At 60.7% G+C, this 22328-nt stretch carries 21 protein-coding genes and 3 tRNA genes; 10 read left to right on the plus strand and 14 right to left on the minus strand.

Annotated features, from left to right (window positions below):
- Nucleotides 1–7: 7 nt before the first annotated feature.
- On the minus strand, nt 8–478 hold the full coding sequence (tsaE, locus tag GT753_RS22770; protein ID WP_025305017.1) for a tRNA (adenosine(37)-N6)-threonylcarbamoyltransferase complex ATPase subunit type 1 TsaE: 471 nt from the start codon (nt 476–478) through the stop codon (nt 8–10).
- Between the two features lie 10 nt (nt 479–488).
- On the minus strand, nt 489–2003 hold the full coding sequence (nnr, locus tag GT753_RS22775; protein WP_041922173.1) for a bifunctional ADP-dependent NAD(P)H-hydrate dehydratase/NAD(P)H-hydrate epimerase: 1515 nt from the start codon (nt 2001–2003) through the stop codon (nt 489–491).
- On the opposite strand from nnr, the gene queG reads away from it, so the two are divergent.
- Nucleotides 2002–3141, plus strand: coding sequence for a tRNA epoxyqueuosine(34) reductase QueG (gene queG / locus GT753_RS22780; RefSeq protein ID WP_160125980.1), 1140 nt, complete (start codon nt 2002–2004; stop codon nt 3139–3141). The genes nnr and queG overlap by 2 nt on opposite strands.
- Before the next feature lie 311 nt (nt 3142–3452).
- On the opposite strand, the gene GT753_RS22785 is transcribed toward queG, so the two are convergent.
- The 4 genes from GT753_RS22785 to orn form a co-directional block, all read right to left on the minus strand.
- Nucleotides 3453–3528, minus strand: a tRNA-Gly gene (locus GT753_RS22785).
- Between the two features lie 54 nt (nt 3529–3582).
- Nucleotides 3583–3658: transfer RNA gene (locus GT753_RS22790), tRNA-Gly, on the minus strand.
- A 66-nt stretch (nt 3659–3724) separates the two neighbouring features.
- A tRNA-Gly gene (locus GT753_RS22795) sits at nt 3725–3800 on the minus strand.
- 192 nt (nt 3801–3992) lie between these two features.
- Nucleotides 3993–4538 (minus strand): oligoribonuclease, encoded by a 546-nt coding sequence (gene orn / locus GT753_RS22800; protein ID WP_004929689.1) that lies wholly within the window; start codon nt 4536–4538, stop codon nt 3993–3995.
- Nucleotides 4539–4782: 244 nt separating this feature from the next.
- Between orn and rsgA the strand changes: the two genes are divergently transcribed.
- From rsgA to mscM, 3 genes are all read left to right on the plus strand, one after another.
- Complete coding sequence (gene rsgA / locus GT753_RS22805) at nt 4783–5832, plus strand: small ribosomal subunit biogenesis GTPase RsgA (RefSeq protein WP_021504946.1); 1050 nt, start codon at nt 4783–4785, stop codon at nt 5830–5832.
- 76 nt (nt 5833–5908) lie between these two features.
- The gene (gene asd / locus GT753_RS22810; protein ID WP_015376384.1) at nt 5909–6802 is read left to right on the plus strand and encodes an archaetidylserine decarboxylase; all 894 of its coding nucleotides are present in this window, start codon (nt 5909–5911) and stop codon (nt 6800–6802) included.
- A gap of 13 nt (nt 6803–6815) precedes the next feature.
- Nucleotides 6816–10163 carry a miniconductance mechanosensitive channel MscM gene (mscM, locus tag GT753_RS22815; RefSeq protein WP_015376383.1) on the plus strand — a complete coding sequence of 1116 codons (3348 nt, stop codon included), beginning with the start codon at nt 6816–6818 and terminating at the stop codon, nt 10161–10163.
- Between the two features lie 68 nt (nt 10164–10231).
- Here mscM and epmA read toward each other — a convergent pair whose 3' ends face one another.
- Nucleotides 10232–11209 carry an elongation factor P--(R)-beta-lysine ligase gene (epmA, locus tag GT753_RS22820; protein WP_031300154.1) on the minus strand — a complete coding sequence of 326 codons (978 nt, stop codon included), beginning with the start codon at nt 11207–11209 and terminating at the stop codon, nt 10232–10234.
- 385 nt (nt 11210–11594) lie between these two features.
- Here epmA and frdA point away from each other — a divergent pair, with 385 nt between their 5' ends.
- From frdA to blc, 5 genes are all read left to right on the plus strand, one after another.
- A complete protein-coding gene (gene frdA / locus GT753_RS22825) occupies nt 11595–13391 on the plus strand; it encodes a fumarate reductase (quinol) flavoprotein subunit (protein ID WP_015376381.1) in 1797 nt (598 codons plus the stop codon).
- Nucleotides 13384–14118 (plus strand): succinate dehydrogenase/fumarate reductase iron-sulfur subunit, encoded by a 735-nt coding sequence (locus tag GT753_RS22830; protein ID WP_004929676.1) that lies wholly within the window; start codon nt 13384–13386, stop codon nt 14116–14118. The genes frdA and GT753_RS22830 overlap by 8 nt, the downstream gene beginning before the upstream one ends.
- Before the next feature lie 15 nt (nt 14119–14133).
- On the plus strand, nt 14134–14526 hold the full coding sequence (gene frdC / locus GT753_RS22835) for a fumarate reductase subunit FrdC (protein WP_025305010.1): 393 nt from the start codon (nt 14134–14136) through the stop codon (nt 14524–14526).
- A gap of 12 nt (nt 14527–14538) precedes the next feature.
- Complete coding sequence (gene frdD, locus GT753_RS22840; RefSeq protein WP_004929672.1) at nt 14539–14898, plus strand: fumarate reductase subunit FrdD; 360 nt, start codon at nt 14539–14541, stop codon at nt 14896–14898.
- Between the two features lie 84 nt (nt 14899–14982).
- Nucleotides 14983–15516: an outer membrane lipoprotein Blc gene (blc, locus tag GT753_RS22845; protein ID WP_015376378.1), complete on the plus strand. Its 534-nt coding sequence runs from the start codon at nt 14983–14985 to the stop codon at nt 15514–15516.
- Here blc and sugE read toward each other — a convergent pair.
- The 4 genes from sugE to efp all read right to left on the minus strand — a co-directional run bounded on the left by sugE (nt 15510) and on the right by efp (nt 17040).
- On the minus strand, nt 15510–15827 hold the full coding sequence (sugE, locus tag GT753_RS22850) for a quaternary ammonium compound efflux SMR transporter SugE (RefSeq protein ID WP_004929669.1): 318 nt from the start codon (nt 15825–15827) through the stop codon (nt 15510–15512). The two genes, blc and sugE, sit on opposite strands and share 7 nt — an antisense overlap.
- A gap of 192 nt (nt 15828–16019) precedes the next feature.
- On the minus strand, nt 16020–16151 hold the full coding sequence (locus tag GT753_RS22855) for an entericidin A/B family lipoprotein (protein WP_004929668.1): 132 nt from the start codon (nt 16149–16151) through the stop codon (nt 16020–16022).
- Between the two features lie 120 nt (nt 16152–16271).
- Nucleotides 16272–16403 carry an entericidin A/B family lipoprotein gene (locus GT753_RS22860; RefSeq protein ID WP_004929667.1) on the minus strand — a complete coding sequence of 44 codons (132 nt, stop codon included), beginning with the start codon at nt 16401–16403 and terminating at the stop codon, nt 16272–16274.
- Between the two features lie 70 nt (nt 16404–16473).
- Entirely contained in the window at nt 16474–17040 is a 567-nt protein-coding gene (gene efp / locus GT753_RS22865; RefSeq protein ID WP_004929666.1) for an elongation factor P, read from the minus strand.
- Nucleotides 17041–17082: 42 nt separating this feature from the next.
- Between efp and epmB the strand changes: the two genes are divergently transcribed.
- Complete coding sequence (gene epmB / locus GT753_RS22870) at nt 17083–18111, plus strand: EF-P beta-lysylation protein EpmB (protein ID WP_004929665.1); 1029 nt, start codon at nt 17083–17085, stop codon at nt 18109–18111.
- Nucleotides 18112–18199: 88 nt separating this feature from the next.
- Here the strand turns inward: epmB and GT753_RS22875 are convergent, their stop codons facing one another.
- The 3 genes from GT753_RS22875 to groL form a co-directional block, all read right to left on the minus strand.
- Entirely contained in the window at nt 18200–18544 is a 345-nt protein-coding gene (locus GT753_RS22875) for a DUF4156 domain-containing protein (protein WP_004929664.1), read from the minus strand.
- Between the two features lie 303 nt (nt 18545–18847).
- Nucleotides 18848–20455, minus strand: a complete 1608-nt coding sequence (locus GT753_RS22880; RefSeq protein ID WP_160125981.1) for a methyl-accepting chemotaxis protein — start codon at nt 20453–20455, stop codon at nt 18848–18850.
- Between the two features lie 225 nt (nt 20456–20680).
- On the minus strand, nt 20681–22327 hold the full coding sequence (groL, locus tag GT753_RS22885; RefSeq protein ID WP_004929662.1) for a chaperonin GroEL: 1647 nt from the start codon (nt 22325–22327) through the stop codon (nt 20681–20683).
- Nucleotide 22328: the final 1 nt, after the last annotated feature.

The following is a 22328-nucleotide window of genomic DNA, read 5'->3' on the forward strand; positions in this document are numbered from 1 at the left end:
TGCAGCATCATCCCTGTGATCCATGAATGCGGTCTAACAACTGGCTGCCGTATGCGGAAATCGCCTCGATCTTCGCCTCTCGCCCCTCGCCCTGATAGCTGAGGTGCAGCGCCAGATCCGGCTCCGGCAGCACGCCGGTGCCCTGCTGCGGCCATTCGACCAGGCAGATGGCGTCTTGCGCGAAGTAATCACGAATGCCCATGAATTCAAGCTCTTCCGGATCGGCCAGGCGATACAGATCGAAGTGATACACCGCCAGCGGCTGCAAGGCATAGGGTTCCACCAGCGTGTAGGTCGGGCTTTTGACATTGCCCTGATGCCCCAACGCCTGCAAGAAGCCACGGCTGAAGGTGGTTTTACCGGCGCCCAGGTCGCCGTAGAGATAGATGACGCTGGCGCGATCGCAGGCCTTGGCCAAAGTGGTGCCCAAAGCGACAGTCGCTGCCTCGTCCGGCAGAGGTAAAACGAGTTCTTTCATTCGATAAAGTCTATTTTGCCCACTCAGGGTTAACGAAATGAAGGATGTCCGGCAGTAAATCGGTCGCCAACATGCCTCTTGTTCCTTGTCTTTCCGCTACGCGATCGCCGGCCGCGCCATGCACGACGCAGCCCGCACAGGCGGCATCATACAGCGGGAGCTTTTGCGCCAGCAAACCGCCGATGATGCCCGACAGCACATCACCCATGCCGCCGGAGGCCATGCCGGCGTTGCCGACGTCGGCGATCGCCATCTGCCCCTGCTCATCGGCGATCAGCGTACCGGCGCCTTTCAGCACCGCCACGCCGCCGTAGCGCGCCGTCAGCTTGCGCACAGCAAGTAAGCGATCACTCTCGATGTCGGCAGTGCTGCAGCTCAACAGCCGCGCCGCCTCTCCAGGATGCGGAGTCATCACGCGATTCTGCCGTTTCTCGGGATTTAATGCCAGCAAGTTCAGCGCATCGGCGTCCCACAAGGCTGGTTTATCGCTGGTTTGCAGCACGCTCAAGGCGTTTTTGCCCCACTCAGCCTGGCCCAGCCCCGGGCCAATCACCAGCACATCCGCCCATTGCATCGCCTGCCGCAGCGTCGCCTCGTCGAGCGCCTGCGCCATCAGCTCCGGCCTGGCCGCCAGCAGCGGCGCAACATGATCAATGTGAGTAAGCACTCGCACCAATCCAGCCCCGCTGCGCAGCGCCGCTTCCGCCGCCATGCGAATGGCGCCACCGAAACCGCTATCGCCGCCCACCAACAGCAGGCGGCCATGCTCGCCCTTATGCGCGCAAGGACGGCGCGGATGCAGCCAGCGCGGCAACGCCTCGGCGGTAAGCCGCTGAATCTGCTCCGGTTGCTTCGCCAACCAACCCGATAAGCCTAGCGCATTCTGATGAAGTTGCCCGACCCAGTCGCGCGCCTGGCCGGTCAGCAGCCCCGGTTTGAGGCCGATGAACGTGACGGTATGCGCGGCACGCACCACCGCGCCCGGCGCCGCGCCGCTTTCCGCCAGCAGCCCGGACGGGACATCGAGCGCCACCACCGGCGCCGAATGGCGGTTGGCGGCCTCAATCAGCGCATCAAAAGGCGCGCGCGGCGCGCTGCCAAGGCCAGTGCCCAGCAAGCCGTCGATAATGAGCGAAACAGACGCCGGCCAGCGGCTGTTCGCCGGCAGAATGTCGCCGCCTGCAGCTTGCCAGGCCTCGCGAGCCGCTGCGGCTTCCGGTGGCAAAGGGCGTGCGCCTTCGCAGGCGATCAGCGTCACCTGCACGCCCGCCGCCTTCGCCAGGCGCGCCACCACATAGCCGTCGCCGCCGTTGTTGCCGTGGCCACACAGCACCAGCCAGTGGTCACGGGAGGGGTACGCGTTGCGAGCCAGCGCGTAGGCCGCCTGACCGGCGCGCTGCATCAAATCGTAAAGAGAAATACCGAGCGAGGCCGCCGCCGCGGGTTCCGAGCGACGGATCCAATCCGCAGGCCAGACAGAGTGTGGTAAACTGTCAGCGTATGCTTTTTCACTGTGGCCCGTCATGACGCACCCCCTCGATCTTCATCAACTCGCCCAACATATCAAGCAATGGGGGCAATCGCTAGGATTCCAGCAGGTTGGCATCTGCGATACCGATCTGAGCCTTGAAGAGCCGAAGCTGCAGGCCTGGCTCGACAAGCAGTACCACGGCGAGATGGAATGGATGGCGCGCCACGGCATGTTGCGCGCACGCCCTCACGAACTGTTGCCGGGCACGCTGCGAGTGATCAGCGTACGCATGAACTACCTGCCGGCCAAGGCGGCGTTCGCCAGCACCTTGCAGAATTCGCAACTGGGCTACGTCAGCCGCTACGCGCTGGGGCGTGACTATCACAAGCTGTTGCGCCAGCGCCTGAAAAAACTGGGCGATCAGATCCAGGAATACTGCGGCGAGTTGAATTTCCGCCCCTTTGTCGATTCTGCGCCGGTGATGGAGCGCGCGCTGGCCGCCAAGGCGGGCATCGGCTGGGTTGGTAAACACTCACTAATTCTCAACCGTGAAGCCGGGTCGTGGTTTTTCCTCGGCGAGTTGCTGATCGATCTGCCGCTGCCGGTGGATCGGCCGCAGGAAGAGCAGTGCGGCCGCTGCGTCGCCTGCATCACCACTTGCCCGACCGGCGCCATCGTCGCCCCCTATACTGTCGACGCCCGGCGCTGCATCTCCTACCTCACCATCGAGCTGGAAGGCGCGATCCCGGAAGAATTTCGCCCGCTGCTCGGCAACCGCATCTACGGCTGCGACGACTGCCAGCTGATCTGCCCGTGGAATCGCTTTTCGCAGCTCACTGACGAAGACGATTTCAGCCCGCGCGCCGCACTGCATGCGCCGCAGCTGATCGATCTGTTCAACTGGACAGAAGAAAAATTCCTGCGCATCACCGAAGGCTCGGCGATACGCCGCATCGGCCACCTGCGCTGGTTGCGCAATATCGCCATGGCGCTGGGCAATGCGCCTTATGAGGACGGCGTCGTGCTCGCGCTGCGCACGCGTTTGGGCCAGGACAGCATGCTGGACGAGCATATCCACTGGGCGCTGGCGCAACAGCTTGCTCGCCGTGAAGCGCAGGGCATCGAGGTGCAGACGGCACAGAAAAAACGGCTGATACGGGCTGTGGAAAAAGGTTTGCCGAGGGACGCCTGACGGCGTGCGCCGCGCGGCCGCATCACCGGCATCCTTACTCTGTGGATTTGTGCATAAAAATAAAAACACGTTGTCTTTCAACTGCAACAAAAAGAGCAAGTGATCGGCATAACGTTTTGGGATAAATAAATAAGCATATAAATCAAATAGATAAATATTTAATTTGTATGACGTTGATTTTTCAGGCAGGCGAGTTTATGTGCAGAGGCTGTGGATAACTCTGTTCACAACATTTTTACCGGGCGTGTAAAACGGGACAAAAATCCGCGCCGGATAAGGCGTTGGACTTGAGTTTGAAACGAAGAGAAAATTGGAGCGGGAAACGAGACTCGAACTCGCGACCCCGACCTTGGCAAGGTCGTGCTCTACCAACTGAGCTATTCCCGCATAGAGATGCTTTCGGCATCCGGTCACCAAACACTGGCGTGACCTTTGAATTTTTGGAGCGGGAAACGAGGCTCGAACTCGCGACCTCAACCTTGGCAAGGTTGCGCTCTACCAACTGAGCTATTCCCGCGTCGCATAGGTACTGCTTGATACTGCTTTATTTATTCATCATGCCGCATCGCGACATTGTTGAATTTGGAGCGGGAAACGAGACTCGAACTCGCGACCCCGACCTTGGCAAGGTCGTGCTCTACCAACTGAGCTATTCCCGCCCGGCGTATCGATGGTGGAACGTTACGAAATTCTTCATCGGTACGGGGTGCGCATTATACGAGAAATCCTTTTTGCCGCAAGCCCCTGAAAGCAAAAAAACGCGATTTTTGTTTGATTGCCGATTAAAGCGCCAGATTGGCGAATTAAGCGGCTAAAAACGGCGTATTTTCCCCGCAGGGGCCGCCATCGCCTTAAAGCTGAATGAAATGTTCGCGGTAATAAGCCAGTTCGGCCACCGATTCGCGGATGTCATCCAGCGCCTGATGGGTGCCCTGCTTCTTAAAGCCGCCAAGAATTTCCGGCTTCCAACGGCGTGCCAGTTCCTTCAGCGTGCTGACGTCCAGGTAGCGGTAATGGAAGTAGGCTTCCAGCTCCGGCATGTAGCGGAACAGGAAACGGCGATCCTGGCCCACGCTGTTGCCGCAGATCGGCGATTTGCCGGCCGGCACCCATTGCTGCAGGAAGGCGATGGTTTCCAGCTCGGCGGCGCGATCGTCCTGGCGGCTGGCTTTCACCCGCTCCACCAGCCCGCTGCCGGTATGGGTGCGCACGTTCCACTCGTCCATCAAGGCCAGCTGCTCGTCGGATTGGTGCACGGCGATCACCGGCCCTTCGGCCAGGATGTTCAGGTTGGCGTCGGTGACCAGCGTGGCGATCTCGATAATGCGGTCACGCTCGGGATCCAGCCCGGTCATCTCCAAATCGATCCAAATCAGGTTATTTTCGTTTCCTGTCATGATGTTTCCTGCCTAAAAGCCGAGAGAAAAACGCTGTGCGGACGAGACGACGGGCGCCGCCGGTGGCGACGCGCCGCAGCCGGCGGCTAACAACGGTTATTTAATATAAAATAGCGTGTATCATAGTCTTTTTGGTCGCCTTGGGCGACATATACCCTGACGGGTTCAAGGCTGCGCCGGGGGCAACTCCCCGCCGCGGCTGTGCATATACGTAAAGGTATAAAACCGATTCAAGTGAGGCGCAGTGAGTAAGAACAAACTGTCCAAAGGTCAGCAACGCCGCGTGCAGGCGAACCATCAGCGCCGTTTGAAGCGCGCCGATAACAAACCGGAACCGGATGATTCCCAGCTGGGCGAGCCGCAGGAAGGCGTCGTCATCAGCCGTTTCGGCATGCACGCCGACGTTGAGGCGCCGGATGGCACTCAGCACCGCTGCAACATCCGCCGCACGCTGCGTTCGCTGGTCACCGGCGATCGCGTGGTGTGGCGCCCCGGCCTGGGCACCCATGAAGGGGTGAAGGGCATCGTGGAAGCGGTGCACGAGCGCACCTCGGTGCTGACGCGCCCGGACTTCTATGACGGCGTGAAGCCGATCGCCGCCAATATCAATCAGATCGTCATTGTGTCGGCGATCCTGCCCGAGCTGTCGCTGAACATCATCGACCGCTATCTGGTGGCCTGCGAAACGCTCGAAGTCGAGCCGCTGATCGTGCTCAACAAAATTGACCTGCTGGACGCCGAAGCGCGCAAGCTGGTCGACGGCATGATGGATATCTATCGCAAGATTGGCTACCGGGTGCTGGAAGTCTCCAGCCAGACGCGGGAAGGCATGGCGGAATTCGAACAGGCGCTGGCCGGGCGCATCAGCATCTTCGCCGGCCAGTCGGGGGTCGGCAAATCCAGCCTGCTGAACGCGCTGCTGCCGCCGTCTGAAGAGCAAATTCTGGTAAATCAGGTTTCCGACGTCTCGGGCCTCGGGCAACATACCACCACCGCCGCGCGGCTGTACCACTTCCAGCACGGCGGCGACGTGATCGACTCCCCCGGAGTGCGCGAGTTTGGCCTGTGGCACCTGGAGCCGGAACAAATTACCCGCGGCTTTGTCGAATTCCGTGATTATTTAGGCGGTTGCAAATTCCGCGACTGCCGCCACGATACCGATCCCGGCTGCGCTATCCGCGCGGCGATGGAGAAAGGCGATATCGCGCAAGAGCGTTTCGACAACTACCACCGCATTCTGGAAAGCATGGCGCAGGTGAAGGTTCGCAAGAACTTCACGGACGCCGCAGACTGACACTGACGGGCGGGCATTGACGACGGCGGAGCCCTCGTTACAATGCGCGCCCTTTACCCTGATTCACGAGGTTAACGTGCTGGATAGCATCAAGATTAAACTGCAATATTGGCTGCCGAAGCTGGCGCTGACCCGCCTGGCGGGCTGGGGCGCCGACAAACGTGCCGGCTGGCTGACCCAACTGGTGGTCAAAACCTTCGCCCGCTACTACCGCGTGGACATGCAGGAAGCGCAAAACCCGGACCTGGCGTCTTACGCCACCTTCAACGACTTCTTCGTGCGCCCGCTGCGCGATGGCGCGCGCCCGATCATCGCCGACGCCAACTGGCTGGCGCTGCCCGCCGATGGCGCCATCAGCCAGCTCGGCCCGATCCGCGAGGATCAAATCTTCCAGGCCAAAGGCCACCACTACAGCCTGGAAGCGCTGCTGGCCGGCAACTATCTGTTGGCCGAGCCGTTCCGCAACGGCCTGTTCGCCACCACCTACCTGGCGCCGCGCGACTATCACCGCGTCCACATGCCGTGCGCCGGCGTGCTGCGCGAAATGATCTATGTGCCGGGCGATCTGTTCTCGGTCAACCCGCTCACCGCCGCCAACGTGCCTAACCTGTTCGCACGCAACGAGCGCGTGATCTGCGTCTTCGACACCGACATCGGGCCGATGGTGCAAATCCTGGTCGGCGCCACCATCGTCGGCAGCATTGAAACCGTCTGGGCCGGCACCGTCACGCCGCCGCGCGAAGGCATTATCAAGCGCTGGACCTACCCGGCCGCTGGTGAAGAAGGCGCCATCACATTGGAAAAAGGCGCCGAGATGGGCCGTTTCAAGCTCGGCTCCACGGTGATCAACCTGTTTACCGCAGGCAGCGTGCAGTTTGCGCCGCAGCTGCATAACGGCACCGTCACCCGCATGGGTGAAGCCTTCGCCGAAATCCCGGCCGCCGCTGAAACACCACAGACCCCGATCTAAAGGAATCGACGCCGTGCGCCTTTTCATCACGCTTTTGCTCGGTTGCCTGTTGTGGCAACCGGCGCTGGCCGCCCCCGTGCCGACCGAGAGCCAGCTCAAACAGGAGCTGAAGCAGGCGGAAAGCAGCAAAAACGCGCCGAATCAGGCGGAAACCACCGAGGCGCTGCAAAGCGCCCTCAACTGGCTGACGGAGCGCAAAGAGTCGCAGACTCGCTCCGAGCAGTATCAGAGGGTGATCGACGATTTCCCGAAGATGACGCAGGAGCTGCGCCGTCAGTTGGTGCTGGAAAGCAACAAGATCCTGCCGAACGGCGACGATTTGCCGGCCGCCGAGCTGGAACAGCAGATCCTGCAAACCAGCAGCCTGCTGCTGGAACAGGCGCGCCTGCTGCAGCAAGAGCAGGATCGCACGCGGGAGATCAGCGATTCGCTCGGCCAGCTGCCGCAGCAGCAGACCGACGCTCGCCGTGCGCTGACGGAAGTGCAGCGCCGCCTGCAGGCGCAGCCTGCCAACCCGACCACGCCGTACGCGCAGGCCGCCCTGGCCCTGCTGCAGACCGAAGCGGCGGCGCGCAAAGCCAAAGTGGACGAGCTGGAGCTGGCGCAGCTGTCGGCCAACAACCGGCAGGAGCTGGCGCGCATGCGCGCCGAGGTCTATAAAAAGCGCCACGAGAAAATAGACGTGCAGCTGCAGGCGCTGCGCAACAACCTCAATGCCCAGCGCCAACGCGAAGCGGAACTGGCGCTGGAAAAAACCGAGCAGTTGGCCGAGCAGAACGGCGACTTGCCAAGAAGCATCAGCCAACAGTTGCAGATCAACCGCGAACTGTCCGCCGCGCTGAACAGCCAGGCGCAGCGCATGGATCTGATTTCGTCGCAGCAGCGGCAGGCGGCGGCACAGACGCTGCAGGTGCGCCAGGCGCTGAGCACCATCATCGAACAGGCCCAGTGGCTCGGCTCGTCGTCGGCGCTGGGGGAAACCCTGCGCGCCCAAGTGGCGACGCTGCCGGAAATGCCCAAGCCGCAACAGCTGGACGGCGACATGGCCCAGCTGCGCGTGCAGCGCCTGCAGTTTGAAAATCAGTTGGAAAAGCTGTCGCAGCGCGAATTCAAGCGCGACGACGGCAGCGCGCTGACCAGCCAGGAGCAGCGCATCGTCGATGCCCAGCTGCGCACCCAGCGCGAGCTGCTCAACTCGCTGCTGTCCGGTTGCGACACCCAAATCCTCGAGCTGACCAAGCTGAAGGTGGCCAACACCCAACTGATCGAAGCGTTGAACGAAATTCGCGACGCCACCCACCGCTATCTGTTCTGGGTGCCGGACGTCAATCCGATCAACTTCTCTTATCCGCTCAACGTGGCGCACGATCTGACGCGCGTCCTGTCGTTGGACACGCTGTCGCAGCTCGGCGGCGCCTTCATGATGATGGTGACCAGCCGCGAAACGCTGATCCCGATCTTCGGCGCCCTGCTGCTGGTGATTTTCAGCATCAGTTCACGCAAGCACTATCACGCCTTCCTCGAGCGCGCCAGCAGCCGCGTCGGCAAGGTGACGCAGGACGAATTCTTCCTCACGGTGCGCACCGTGTTCTGGTCGATTCTGGTGGCGATGCCGCTGCCGGTGCTGTGGGCCGCGCTCGGTTACGGCCTGCAGAGCGCCTGGAACTACCCGGTGGCAGAAGCGATCGGCAAAGGGGTGACCGCCACGCTGCCGATCCTGTGGATCTGCATGATCTGCGCCGCCTTCGCCCACCCGCAGGGGCTGTTCATCGTGCACTTCCGCTGGCCGGCGAAGCAGGTCTCGCGCGCCATGCGCTACTACAAGATGTCGATCTGGCTGATCGTGCCGCTGATCATGGCGCTGATCACCTTCGATAGCCTGAAAGAACGCGAGTTCGCCAACACCCTGGGACGGCTGTGCTTTATCCTGCTGTGTCTGGCGCTGGCGCTGGTCACCCACAGCCTGAAACGCGCCGGCATTCCGCTGTATCTGGATAAAAACGGCTCCGGCGACAACATGCTCAACAGCGCCTTCTGGGGGCTGCTGCTGTCGGCGCCGCTGCTGGCGGCGCTGGCGTCGACCGTCGGTTACCTCACCACCGCGCAGGCGCTGTTGGCGCGCCTGGAGACCTCGGTGGCGATCTGGTTCCTGTTGCTGGTCATCTACCACATCATCCGCCGCTGGATGCTGATCCAACGGCGGCGCATCGCCTTCGATCGCGCCAAACAGCGCCGCGCCGACATCCTGGCCCAGCGCGCCCGCGGCGAAGACGAAACCTCGCACACCCCGAACAGCACCGAAGGCGCCATCGATCCGGACGATTCGGACTTCGATCTGGACACCATCAGCGCCCAGTCGCTGCGGCTGGTGCGGTCGATCCTGACGCTGATCGCGCTGGTGTCGGTGATCGTGCTGTGGTCCGAGATCCACTCCGCGTTCGCCTTCCTGGAAAACATCTCGCTGTGGGACGTGACTTCGACGGTGAACGGCGTAGAGACCGCCCATCCGATCACCCTCGGCGCGGTTCTGATCGCTATTCTGGTGCTGATCATCACCATGCAGCTGGTGCGCAACCTGCCGGCGCTGCTGGAGCTGGCGGTGCTGCAGCACTTGGATCTGTCGCCGGGCACCGGCTACGCCATCACCACCATCACCAAGTACTTGCTGCTGCTGTTCGGCGCGGTGCTCAGCTTCGCCTGGATCGGCATCGAATGGTCAAAACTGCAGTGGGTGGTTACCGCGCTCAGTCTGGGGTTGGGCTTCGGCATGCAGGAGATCTTCTCTAACTTCATCTCCGGCCTGATCATCCTGTTCGAGAAACCGATCCGCATCGGCGACACCGTGACGATCCGCAACCTGACCGGCACCGTCACCAAGATCAATACCCGCGCCACCACCATTTCGGACTGGGACCGCAAAGAGATCATCGTGCCGAACAAAGCGTTCATCACCGAACAGTTCGTCAACTGGTCGCTGTCGGACACCCTGACCCGTGTGGTGCTGACCGTACCGGCGCCGGGCGAAGCCAACAGCGAGGAGGTGACCAAAATCCTGATGAACGCCGCCGAACGCTGCTCGCTGGTGCTGGATAATCCGGCGCCGGAGGTTTACCTGGTCGATCTGCAACAGGGCATCCAGATCTTCGAGATGCGTATTTACGCCGCCGAGATGGGCCACCGCATGCCGCTGCGCCACGAGATCCACCAGCTGATCCTGGCGGGCTATCGCGAGCACGGCATCACGCTGCCGTACCCGCCGTTCCAGGTGCGCACCGAGACGCTGTCGCGGCTGACCAACAACGGCCGTACGCCGCCGTCTACGCCGGCGCCGAATACCAAGCGCGACGCCGGAGGACTGTAAGGGATTCTCGCGATAAAAAAAGGGCCGGCAAATGCCGACCCTTTTTGCTTTTCTTACCGCCTGAAACGTCAGGCGATCCCGACCGGGAAGGCCAACACGTCGCTTAGGCTCTCGGCGCCCAGCGCCAGCATCACCAGACGATCCACGCCCAGCGCCACGCCGGAACATTCCGGCATGCCGTGCTGCAACGCCGCCAACAGGTGATAGTCGATCGGCTGCTGCGGCAGACCGCGCTCCGCGCGTTTGCGGTTGTCCTGCTCGAAGCGCTGCTGTTGTTCACGGCCGTCGGTCAGCTCGCGGAAACCGTTCGCCAGTTCGATGCCCTTGAAGTACACCTCGAAACGCTCCGCCACGCGGTGGTCTTCGGTGCTGATCTCCGCCAACGCCGCCTGGCTGGCCGGGAAGTGGTAAACGAACGCCGGCTTTTCACGGCCGATATGCGGTTCCACGCCCACGGTGAACAGCAGCTGCAGCAGCGTATCGCGATCTTCTTCGGTATCGGCGATGTTGCTCAGATCGAGTTTGGCCGCCGCTTCGCGCAGCTGCGTCTTCTCCGCCGACAGCGGATCGATGTCCAGATGGCGCAGGAACGCCTGCTGATAAGACAGGGTCTCCGCGCTCTCGCAGTCCAGCACCTGTTGCAGCAGATCGTCCACCTCATTCATCAGGCGGTACATGTCGTAGTGCGGACGGTACCACTCCAGCATGGTGAATTCCGGGTTGTGATGCCGCCCGGCTTCTTCATTGCGGAAGCTGCGCCCCATTTGGTAGATCGGGCCGCTGCCCGCCGCCAGCAGGCGCTTCATGTGATATTCCGGGCTGGTCATCATGTATAGCGTCAGGCCCTCTGCCGCCCCCGGCCCGACGAAACGCGTCTCGAACGGGAACAGGTGAACGTCGGTGACCGTCGCCTGGCTCATGGTGGGCGTCTCAACTTCCAGCACGCCACGATCGGCGAAGAAACGCCGGATCTCAGCCAGAATCGCTGCGCGTTTCAACAAATTGGCGATGGGTGCACTAGGCTGCCAGCTTGCCGTTTCGCTCATGGTAATTAACTCCGAAATCAAACAGGGGATGCAGTCTACTCGCATCCTTGCAGCCAAACAAATTCTTCACGATGCGCAACCGGCCATAACGCCAATTTCCGATAAATAGGCGGCAAAAGCGCGTTAAAAAGGGTAAAGCACGCCGAACGCGCGAAAAGGCAGGCAAGCCTGTTGGGCAAGCGTTAATCGACAAAACAATCGATCACATCAAATTTCGACTACTTAACTTTAGGTATAGTTAATTCCCCATTATTGGTGGGAGATATCTATCCTTAACCTTTAAGCAACATTAATCGGTTCAATTAGTTAGCACCCGAAGAGTTCGCTAAATTTTAAGCATAGATATTTAACTTGCCGTTCTTAACAAGAACATTGGAGGAATGCAGTGCAAACCTTTAACGCCGATCTTGCCATTATTGGGGCCGGGGGCGCTGGTTTACGTGCAGCAATAGCCGCAGCGGAAGCCAATCCCCAACTGAAAATCGCGCTGATCTCTAAGGTCTACCCGATGCGCAGCCACACGGTCGCCGCCGAGGGGGGCTCCGCCGCCGTCACTCAGGATCACGATACCTTTGACTACCACTTCCACGACACCGTCGCCGGCGGCGACTGGCTGTGCGAGCAGGACGTGGTCGATCACTTCGTGCATCAGTGTCCGCGCGAGATGACCCAGCTCGAACAATGGGGCTGCCCGTGGAGCCGCAAACCGGACGGTTCGGTCAACGTGCGGCGTTTCGGCGGCATGAAGATCGAACGCACCTGGTTCGCCGCCGACAAGACCGGCTTCCACATGCTGCACACCCTGTTCCAGACCTCGCTGAAATACCCGCAAATTCAACGCTTCGACGAGCACTTCGTACTGGATATCCTGGTGGATGACGGCCAGGCGCGCGGCCTGGTGGCGCTCAACATGATGGAAGGTACCCGCGTGCAGATCCGCGCCAACGCGGTGGTGATGGCCACCGGCGGCGCCGGGCGCGTTTACCGCTACAACACCAACGGCGGCATCGTCACCGGCGACGGCATGGGCATGGCGTTCCACCACGGCGTACCGCTGCGCGACATGGAGTTCGTGCAGTATCACCCGACCGGCCTGCCCGGTTCCGGCATCCTGATGACCGAGGGCTGCCGCGGCGAAGGCGGCATCCTGGTGAACAAGGATGGCTACCGCTACCTGCAAGACTACGGCATGGGCCCGGAAACCCCGCTGGGCGAGCCGAAGAACAAATACATGGAGCTGGGCCCACGCGATAAAGTGTCGCAGGCTTTCTGGCACGAATGGCGCGCCGGCCGCACCATCGCCACCCCACGCGGCGACGTGGTCTACCTCGATCTGCGCCACCTGGGCGAGAAAAAGCTGCTGGAGCGGCTGCCGTTCATCTGTGAACTGGCCAAGGCCTATGTCGGCGTCGATCCGGTGAAAGATCCGATCCCGGTGCGCCCTACCGCGCACTACACCATGGGCGGCATTGAAACCGACCAGAACTGCGAAACCCGCATCAAGGGGCTGTTCGCGGTCGGCGAATGTTCCTCCGTCGGCCTGCACGGCGCCAACCGTCTCGGCTCCAACTCGCTGGCGGAACTGGTGGTATTCGGCCGCGTCGCTGGTGAGCACGCGGCGCGCCGCGCGCTGGAAACCGCGCCGGCCAACGGCGCCGCGCTGGATGCGCAAACCCGCGACGTCGAAACCCGCCTGGGCAACCTGATGAAGCAGGAAGGCAACGAAAACTGGGCGAAGATCCGCGACGAAATGGGGCTGTCGATGGAAGAAGGCTGCGGCATCTACCGCACGCCGGAGCTGATGCAAAAAACCATCGATAAGCTGGCCGAGCTGAAAGAGCGCTTCAAACGCGTCAAAATCACCGACAACACCAGCGTGTTCAATACCGATCTGCTGTACACCATCGAGCTGGGCTACGGCCTGGACGTCGCCGAATGCATGGCGCACTCCGCATTTAACCGCAAAGAGTCGCGCGGCGCCCACCAGCGCCTGGACGAAGGCTGCACCGAGCGTGACGACGTCAACTTCCTCAAGCATACGCTGGCGTTCCACAACCCGCAGGGCGCACCGCGTCTCGAATACAGCGACGTGAAAATCACCAAGCTGCCGCCGGCCAAACGCGTCTACGGCGCAGAAGCCGAAGCGCAGGAGAAAAAGAATAAGGAGCAGGCAAATGGCTGAGATGCAAACCCTGAAGATCGACGTCATGCGCTATAACCCGGAAAGTGACGCCGAGCCGCATTTCGTCACTTACGCCGTGCCTTATGATGAACAGACCTCGCTGCTTGATGCGCTGGGCTACATCAAGGATAACCTGGCGCCGGATCTCTCCTACCGCTGGTCGTGCCGCATGGCGATCTGCGGCTCCTGCGGCATGATGGTCAACCGCGTGCCGAAGCTGGCGTGCAAAACCTTCCTGCGCGACTACGTCGGCGGCATGAAGGTCGAAGCGCTGGGCAACTTCCCGATCGAGCGCGATCTGGTGGTGGACATGACCCACTTCATCGAGAGCCTGGAGGCGATCAAACCGTACATCATCGGCAACGATCGCAAACCGGAGGATGGCCCGAACGTGCAGACCCCGGCGCAGATGGCCAAATACCACCAGTTCTCCGGCTGCATCAACTGCGGCCTGTGCTACGCCGCGTGCCCGCAGTTCGGCCTCAACCCCGAGTTTATCGGCCCGGCGGCGATCACGCTGGCGCACCGCTATAACCTGGACAACCGCGACCACGGCAAGAAACAGCGCATGCCGCAGCTCAACGGCCAAAACGGCGTCTGGAGCTGCACCTTCGTCGGCTATTGCTCTGAAGTCTGCCCGAAACACGTCGATCCCGCCGCCGCCATCCAGCAGGGCAAGGTGGAGAGCGCCAAAGACTTCATGATCGCCATGCTGAAGCCGCAATAAGGGAGAAAAATTGCCATGACAACTCAACGTAAGCCCTATGTGCGCACCATGACGCCCACCTGGTGGCAAAAGCTCGGCTTCTACCGTTTCTACATGCTGCGCGAAGGCACCTCGGTGCTGGCGGTGTGGTTCAGCATCGTGCTGCTCTACGGCGTGTTCGCGCTGAAGGGCGGCGCCGAGAGCTGGGCCGGCTTCGTCGGTTTCTTGCAGAATCCGCTGGTGCTGTTGATCAACGTCGTCGCCCTGCTGGCGGCGGCGCTACATACCAAAACCTGGTTCGATCTGGCGCCGAAGGCCGCCAATATCGTGGTCAACAGCGAGAAAATGGGGCCAGGCCCCATCGTGAAAGGGCTGTGGGCCGTCACCATCGTCGTCAGCGTGGTCATCCTGGCCGTGGCCCTGTTCTAATCCGGAGGAAACATGATAAATCAAGCACCTAAACGTTCCGACGAGCCGGTTTTTTGGGGATTGTTCGGCGCCGGCGGTATGTGGGGGGCGATCGTCGCGCCGGCCATCGTACTGCTGGTCGGCATTCTGCTGCCGCTGGGGCTGTTCCCCGGTGAGGCGCTGGGTTACGAGCGCGTGCTGGCGTTCTGCCAGAGCCTGATCGGCCGCCTATTCCTGCTGCTGATGATCATTCTGCCGCTGTGGTGCGGCCTGCACCGCATCCACCATGCGATGCACGATCTGAAGATCCACGTGCCGGCCGGCAAGTGGGTGTTCTACGGTCTGGCGGCGATCCTTAGCGTCGTCACCGTCATCGGCGTCGTCACGCTGTAAACCGCTCAGGCGGCCAACGCCCGTTGGCCGCCCTTTTCTCATCGGCTACACTGTCTACTCGCCCCCGGTAAACAGGAGTCACCGATGCGTTTATGGTCAAAGCTTAGCGTCATGCTTTCCGCCCTGCTCTCCGTCGCCTGCAGCGTCTCCCCGCCTAAAGACATCAAGGTCGTGACCCCTTTCGACAGCCAGCGCTATCTCGGCACCTGGTATGAGATTGCACGTCTGGATCATCGCTTCGAACGCGGTTTACAGCAGGTGACCGCCCACTACAGCCCGCGTGCCGACGGCGGACTGAAAGTCATCAATCGCGGCTTCAATCCGCAGAAACAGCAATGGCAAGAAAGCGAAGGCAAAGCCTACTTTATCGGTTCACCGCAGATCGCGGCGCTGAAAGTGTCGTTCTTCGGTCCCTTCTATGGCGGCTACAACGTGATTGCCCTGGATCCGGCGTATCGCTACGCGCTGGTTTGCGGCCCGAACCGCGACTATCTGTGGATCCTGTCGCGCACGCCGACGCTTGACGCCGCCGTGCGCGACCGCTTATTGCAGACAGCCAAAGGCTACGGTTTCGCCACCGACAAGCTGATCTGGGTGCAGCAGTCCGCCGGTCAGTGACTGCTAAACTTCAGCCCGAGTATGCCGACCACGATCAGGCACAGGCTGATGATGCGCGCGATATTGGTCGATTCCCCCAACAGCACCATGCCCATGATGGCCGCGCCCACCGCGCCGATGCCGGTCCACACCGCGTAGGCGGTGCCGGCGGGCAGCGTTTTCATGGCGTTGGCCAACAGCAACATGCTGACCACCATCGCGGCGATGGTGATAATGCTCGGCGTCAGCCGGGTAAAACCGTGGGTGTATTTCAGACCGATAGCCCAAACCACTTCGAGCAAACCGGCGATAAGCAGAATAATCCAGGCCATGAGACGGCCTCCCTACCACTGGGGTCGTCCCCGATAAAATGACGCGTAAACGGGCCGTCCCGTTCAGCGAGGTGATGCATGACGGGTAACCTCACCCGCACTGCGGCAGGATAGCAGCAGCGTTAACGCTCAGGCAAGGGATAGAAATGTGGCGGCTCTCCGCAGCCGGAACGCCGCCGGGTGGAATGCGGATTATTCCGCGCTGCGCTGAATAGCCTTGCCGCCGGCCTGAATGTCTTCACCCACACCGCGGGTGGTATTGCAGGCGGTCAGCGAGCTCAAAATCATCAAAGAGAAGATCGCGATAATACTTTTCTTCAGCATAAGAAAGTCCTTATTTGTCGTTGATGAAAAAGTACGGCTTTCTAAGCGTAGTCAAAATTGACGGAGGGTGTGGGATCGTGACCGGCTTTGTGGCGCAAATACATCGGGTTAAAGGCGGGATCAGCTGGCCGTGCGGGAGATGGCGCCGCCGAGATGCTGAACGTCTTCGCCGAAACCGCGAAACGTATTGCAACTGCTGAGGGAGAAAAGGAACAACAGGGAGAGCACGGCCAACAGCGTTTTCTTGAACATGCGGATTTTCTGCCAACGAACGAGGATGGGATAAAACAGAGGAACCGCGGGGGTTCCTCTGTTTTGAAACTTACTTAACGCGAGAGACGTATTCGCCAGAGCGAGTGTCAACTTTGATCACTTCGCCGATCTGGACGAACAACGGCACTTTTACTACGGCGCCGGTGCTCAGGGTCGCCGGCTTGCCGCCAGTCCCTGCGGTATCGCCTTTCAGGCCAGGATCGGTATCGGTGATTTCCGCTTCGATGAAGTTCGGCGGCTGAACGGCGATTGGACGGCCATCCCACAGGGTGATGATGCACTCTGCGTTATCCTGCAGCCATTTGGCCGCGTCGCCGACGGTTTTGCCGTCAACCTGATGCTGTTCGAAAGACTCAGGGTGCATGAAGTGGTAGAACTCACCGTCGCTGTACAGGTAGTTCATGTTGGTGTCCATCACGTCTGCGCCTTCGCAAGAATCGGTAGACTTGAAGGTTTTTTCCACGCGGGTGCCGGTCAGCAGACGGCGCATTTTCACGCGTGCAAACGCCTGGCCTTTGCCCGGCTTAACGAACTCACTGGCTTCGACGGCGTAAGGTTCGCCCTCGAACATGATTTTAAGACCCGGACGGAAATCGTTGCTAGAATAAGTCGCCATGATGGCCCTCTGAATATTTGAACTGGTAGCTTAGCCAAAAAAATGGCACACATTATAACCCAAAGTACGGCACATAGAGAAGATTGGTTGCATCAACTCGCCGATGTTATTACCGATCCCGATGAATTACTGCAGCTTTTGTCACTGAATACGCACCCGGAACTGCCGCAGGGGCGCGATGCCCGCCGGCTGTTTGCCCTGCGCGTGCCGCGCGCCTTCGCTGCGCGCATGCGCCCCGGCGATGCCAACGACCCATTGCTGCGCCAGGTGCTGACCGCCAGAGAGGAGTTCATCAACGCCCCAGGGTTCACCACCGATCCACTCGATGAGCAGCGCAGCGTGGTGCCGGGCCTGCTGCACAAATACCGTAATCGCGCGCTGCTGCTGGTCAAAGGCGGCTGTGCGGTCAACTGCCGTTACTGCTTCCGCCGCCACTTCCCCTATCAGGATAATCAGGGCAACAAGAACAACTGGCGGCAGGCGCTGGATTATATCCGCCAACACCCGGAACTCGACGAGATCATTTTTTCCGGCGGCGATCCGCTGATGGCCAAAGACAGCGAGTTGGAGTGGCTGGTCGGCGAACTGGAGACCATCCCGCACCTGAAACGCCTGCGCATTCACACCCGTCTGCCGGTGGTGATCCCGGCGCGCATTACGCCGGCGCTGTGCCGCCTGCTGTCGGCCTCGCGCCTGCAGGTGCTGATGGTCACGCATATCAACCACGCCAACGAAATCGACCGCGAGCTGCAGAGCGCCATGGCCCAGCTGCGCCTCGCCGGCGTCACGCTGCTCAATCAAAGCGTGCTGCTGCGCGACGTCAACGATGACGCCGACACGCTGGCCGCGCTCAGCAACGCGCTGTTCGACGCCGGCATCCTGCCCTACTACATTCACGTGCTGGACAAGGTGCAGGGCGCGGCGCACTTCATGGTCAGCGACGATGAAGCGCGCGTCATCATGCAGGCGCTGCTGAGCAAGGTGTCCGGTTATCTGGTGCCGCGCCTGACGCGTGAAGTGGGCGGCGAACCGAGCAAAACACCGATCGACCTGCGCCTGATGCAGGAGTGATGCGCGCCACATGGCCTGATGGAACGAAAAGAGGAATGCCGTGGCATTCCTCTTTTTTTATCTCTGTGCGGCGTTTGGCCTCAGCGCCTTACGGGCACTTGTAAACCTGGCCGACCATTTTGCTGTCCAGCGGCGCGAAGCTGGAGAGCAGGTTCTGGCTTGGGCTGTTGGCGCCGTAGATCACGTTGCCGCCCATTGCCGCCGCCTTGTTGCGCAGATCGTTGGCCGCACCGCGCATGGAGCTGCCCTCACCGCCGTTGCCGGACAGCCAGTTGCTCTGGGTGCCGGTCACTTCCCCCAGCAGCTGGCATTCCGCCGCCGGCTTGCTGTCGGTGAACTTGATCTGCTGACCCGCAGCGGTCAGTTCATGAGTGGTGCTGCAACCCGCCAGCAGCACCGCTGCCGAAAGACCCAGTAAGGCTTTAATCCGCATCTTGTTCCCCATTCGATGTTGAGAATTACGCAAAATCTTCTACCCGTCGCCTTTCAAGCTGTAGCGTTGTTGACTGCACTCGCTCACCCCAGTTACTTACTCAAGTAAGCGCCTGGGGACTCACGAGCTGGCCGCCTAGCTACAACTTGAAATTCATAGGGTATATCAGAAAGCGATGCCATCTCTTAAGCATCCGTTGCCGCGCGAGCGGGCCAACGTCTTGAGCGACAGCTGATGACTAACCAGTTTACCAGCTAAATCGCCCCGGGCGGCAAAAATATCATCAAATACAGAGCGGCGGCATTATACCCAGCCGGCACCGGCCGCCGAAGCCGACGCTTCCGGCTCTCCCGCCAGTTGGAATACCGCCACCGCCTGCGCCAGCAGGGCCGCCTGCTCCTCCACGCCGACGGCGGTGGTCGCCACCTCTTCCACCAGCGCGGCATTCTGCTGGGTTACCTGATCCATCTGGGTCACCGCCACCCCGACCTGCTCAACGCCCTTGCTTTGCTCTTGCGACGCGTACGAGATGTTATCCATCAGCGACGTCACCTGGTTCACCGAGCCGACGATGGCATTCATCGTCTCGCCCGCCTGTTCCACCAGCCGCACGCCGGCGGCGATATCGCCGGTGACGCCGTCGACCAGGCTGCTGATCTCCTTGGCAGAAGTCGCGCAGCGCTGCGCCAGATTGCGCACTTCGCCGGCCACCACCGCAAAACCCCGCCCCTGCTCCCCGGCGCGCGCGGCCTCGACGGCGGCGTTCAGCGCCAGAATGTTGGTCTGGAAGGCGATGCCGTCGATCACGCTGGTAATATCCCCCACCTGACGCGCGCTGTCGTTGATCGCCCGCATCTTGTCGACCGCGCTGGCCATCAGCGTTTCGCCGTTGCGGGCAATGCCGGCGGTCTGATTGACCATCCCGGCGGCCTGGTTGGCGTTATCGGCGTTTTGCCGCACCGTAGCGGTGATCTGTTCCATGCTGGCGGCGGTTTCCGTCAGCGCGCTGGCCTGTTCTTCTGTGCGGCTGGAGAGATCGGCGTTGCCGACGGCGATCTCATGCGTGCCGTGGTTGATCGACTCCACGCCGTCACGCACCTGCTGCACGGTGGCGCTCAGCTCCTGCTGCATCGCCTGCAGGCTGACGAACAGCATGCCAATCTCATCGTTGCTGCGCGCCACGATCTTGCTGCGCAGATCGCCACGCCCAACCTTTTGCAAATGTTCGGCAATCTGGCGCAGCGGCAGGATCAGGCGCCGGCGGAAATCACGCTGTACGGCGACCAGCAGCAGCAGGATCGCCGCCAGGGTGCCGCTCAGCAGGCGGGCGAACACTTTCTGAGTCTGCTCCGCCTCCTCCACCGCCAGACGGTGGGCGGCCACCGTGGCCCGCATGTAGTCGGCAAACTGGCCGTCCAACCGTTGGCGCACCTGACGCTTCTCGGCCGCCATGGCGTGCAGCCGTTCAATCAACGATGCCTGCGGCGTCTCGGCCAGCAGCATCAACTCTTGCTTCAGCACTCTCTGCTGCGCCAGGTAGACCTTTTTCATCGCCTCGCCCAGCTCCGGGCGCGATACCGTCAGGCCCGGCGTATCCCAGAACAGATTGAAAGCGACATCGGCGCCGCGCAGCTCGCCGCGCGCCTCATCAATGCCCTGCTGAATATCGGCTCTGCTGGTTTGCGCCATACGCTCGAACGCCAGGTTGTCGATCAGCGTCTGCGTTTGCAGCAAGGAACGCCAGCTGCGGTTCAGCGCCGCTTCCTCGTCGGAGAAAGTGCTCATCCTGCCGATGCTGTTGCCGTTTTGCTGCATGAAATAGAAGGCGATGGCGCCGGTTCCCATGGGCATCAAGCCCAGCAGCAACAGCATCAACATCAACCAGGTGGCTATTTTCATATTTTTCAGCATAAGTCGTCTCCGTTGACAGTCACCCCGGCGGGGGAAAATTCCCCGCCCGGTAGGGGCTATATCGGTACGAAACGACAGCGGTTTAGGGCAAAAGCAAAATAATGCAATAATTCATTCAGTGAACTAATAACGCGCTAAACAAACATTCTTTTTATTGATTTTTAAGATAAAAAAACCCCGGTCGTTTGACCGGGGTTCTCAGCACACAAGCGTGTGGGGGGATGATTACATCATGCCGCCCATACCGCCCATGCCGCCCATGCCGCCTGCTGCGCCCAGATCCGGTGCGTCAGCCTTCGGCAGGTCGGTGACCATGCATTCGGTGGTGATCATCAGGCCAGCCACGGAAGCCGCGTACTGCAGAGCAGAACGGGTCACTTTGGTTGGATCCAGGATACCCATCGCGATCATGTCGCCGTATTCTTCAGAGTAAGCGTTGTAGCCGTAGCTGCCTTCGCCCGCTTTCACCTGGTTGGCGATAACGGAAGCTTCTTCACCGGCGTTAACCACGATCTGACGCAGAGGGGCTTCCATTGCGCGCAGCGCAACTTTGATACCCACGTTCTGGTCTTCGTTGTCGCCTTTCAGCGCGGCGATTTTGCCTGCAACGCGGATCAGCGCGACGCCGCCGCCGGCAACCACGCCTTCTTCCACTGCAGCGCGGGTTGCGTGCAGGGCGTCTTCAACGCGGGCTTTCTTCTCTTTCATTTCAACTTCAGTCGCTGCGCCAACCTTGATAACGGCAACGCCGCCGGCCAGTTTCGCTACGCGCTCCTGCAGTTTTTCACGATCGTAGTCAGAGGTCGCTTCTTCGATCTGCTGACGGATCTGAGCAACGCGGCCCTGGATGGTCGCTTCGTCGCCCACGCCATCGATGATGATGGTGGTGTCTTTGTTGATGACAACGCGTTTCGCCTGACCCAGGTCTTCCAGGGTGGCTTTTTCCAGCTCCAGACCGATCTCTTCAGAGATAACGGTACCGGCAGTCAGGGTCGCGATGTCCTGCAGCATGGCTTTACGACGGTCGCCGAAGCCAGGCGCCTTAACGGCAGCCACTTTCACGATGCCGCGCATGGTGTTGACCACCAGGGTCGCCAGCGCTTCACCTTCAACGTCTTCAGCGATGATCAGCAGCGGTTTGCCTGCTTTGGCAACGGCTTCCAGCACCGGCAGCATTTCGCGGATGTTGGAGATCTTCTTGTCAGCCAGCAGGATGAACGGGCTTTCCAGCTCAACAGAACCGGTTTCCGGCTTGTTGATGAAGTATGGGGACAGGTAACCGCGGTCGAACTGCATACCTTCAACCACGTCCAGCTCGTCTTGCAGGCCGGTGCCTTCTTCAACGGTGATAACGCCTTCTTTGCCCACTTTCTCCATCGCTTCCGCGATCAGTTTACCCACGGTTTCGTCGGAGTTGGCGGAGATGGTGCCCACCTGAGCGATAGCTTTGGAATCGGAGCAAGGTACGGACAGTTTTTTCAGTTCTTCAACCGCAGCGACAACCGCTTTGTCGATGCCGCGCTTCAGATCCATCGGGTTCATGCCGGCAGCAACCGCTTTCAGGCCTTCGGTGATGATGGATTGAGCCAGTACGGTTGCCGTGGTGGTGCCGTCGCCCGCCGCGTCGTTCGCTTTGGAGGCCACTTCTTTCACCATCTGTGCGCCCATGTTCTCGAACTTGTCTTCCAGCTCGATTTCACGCGCAACGGAAACGCCGTCTTTGGTGATGGTCGGTGCGCCGAAAGATTTATCCAGCACTACGTTGCGGCCTTTCGGGCCCAGGGTCACTTTTACTGCATCAGCGAGAACATTCACGCCGCGGAGCATTTTCACGCGAGCGTCATTGCCGAATTTTACGTCTTTAGCTGCCATT

It is taken from the genome of Serratia sp. Z4 (assembly GCF_009900725.1).
GTDB classification, from domain to species: Bacteria; Pseudomonadota; Gammaproteobacteria; order Enterobacterales; family Enterobacteriaceae; genus Serratia; species Serratia nematodiphila.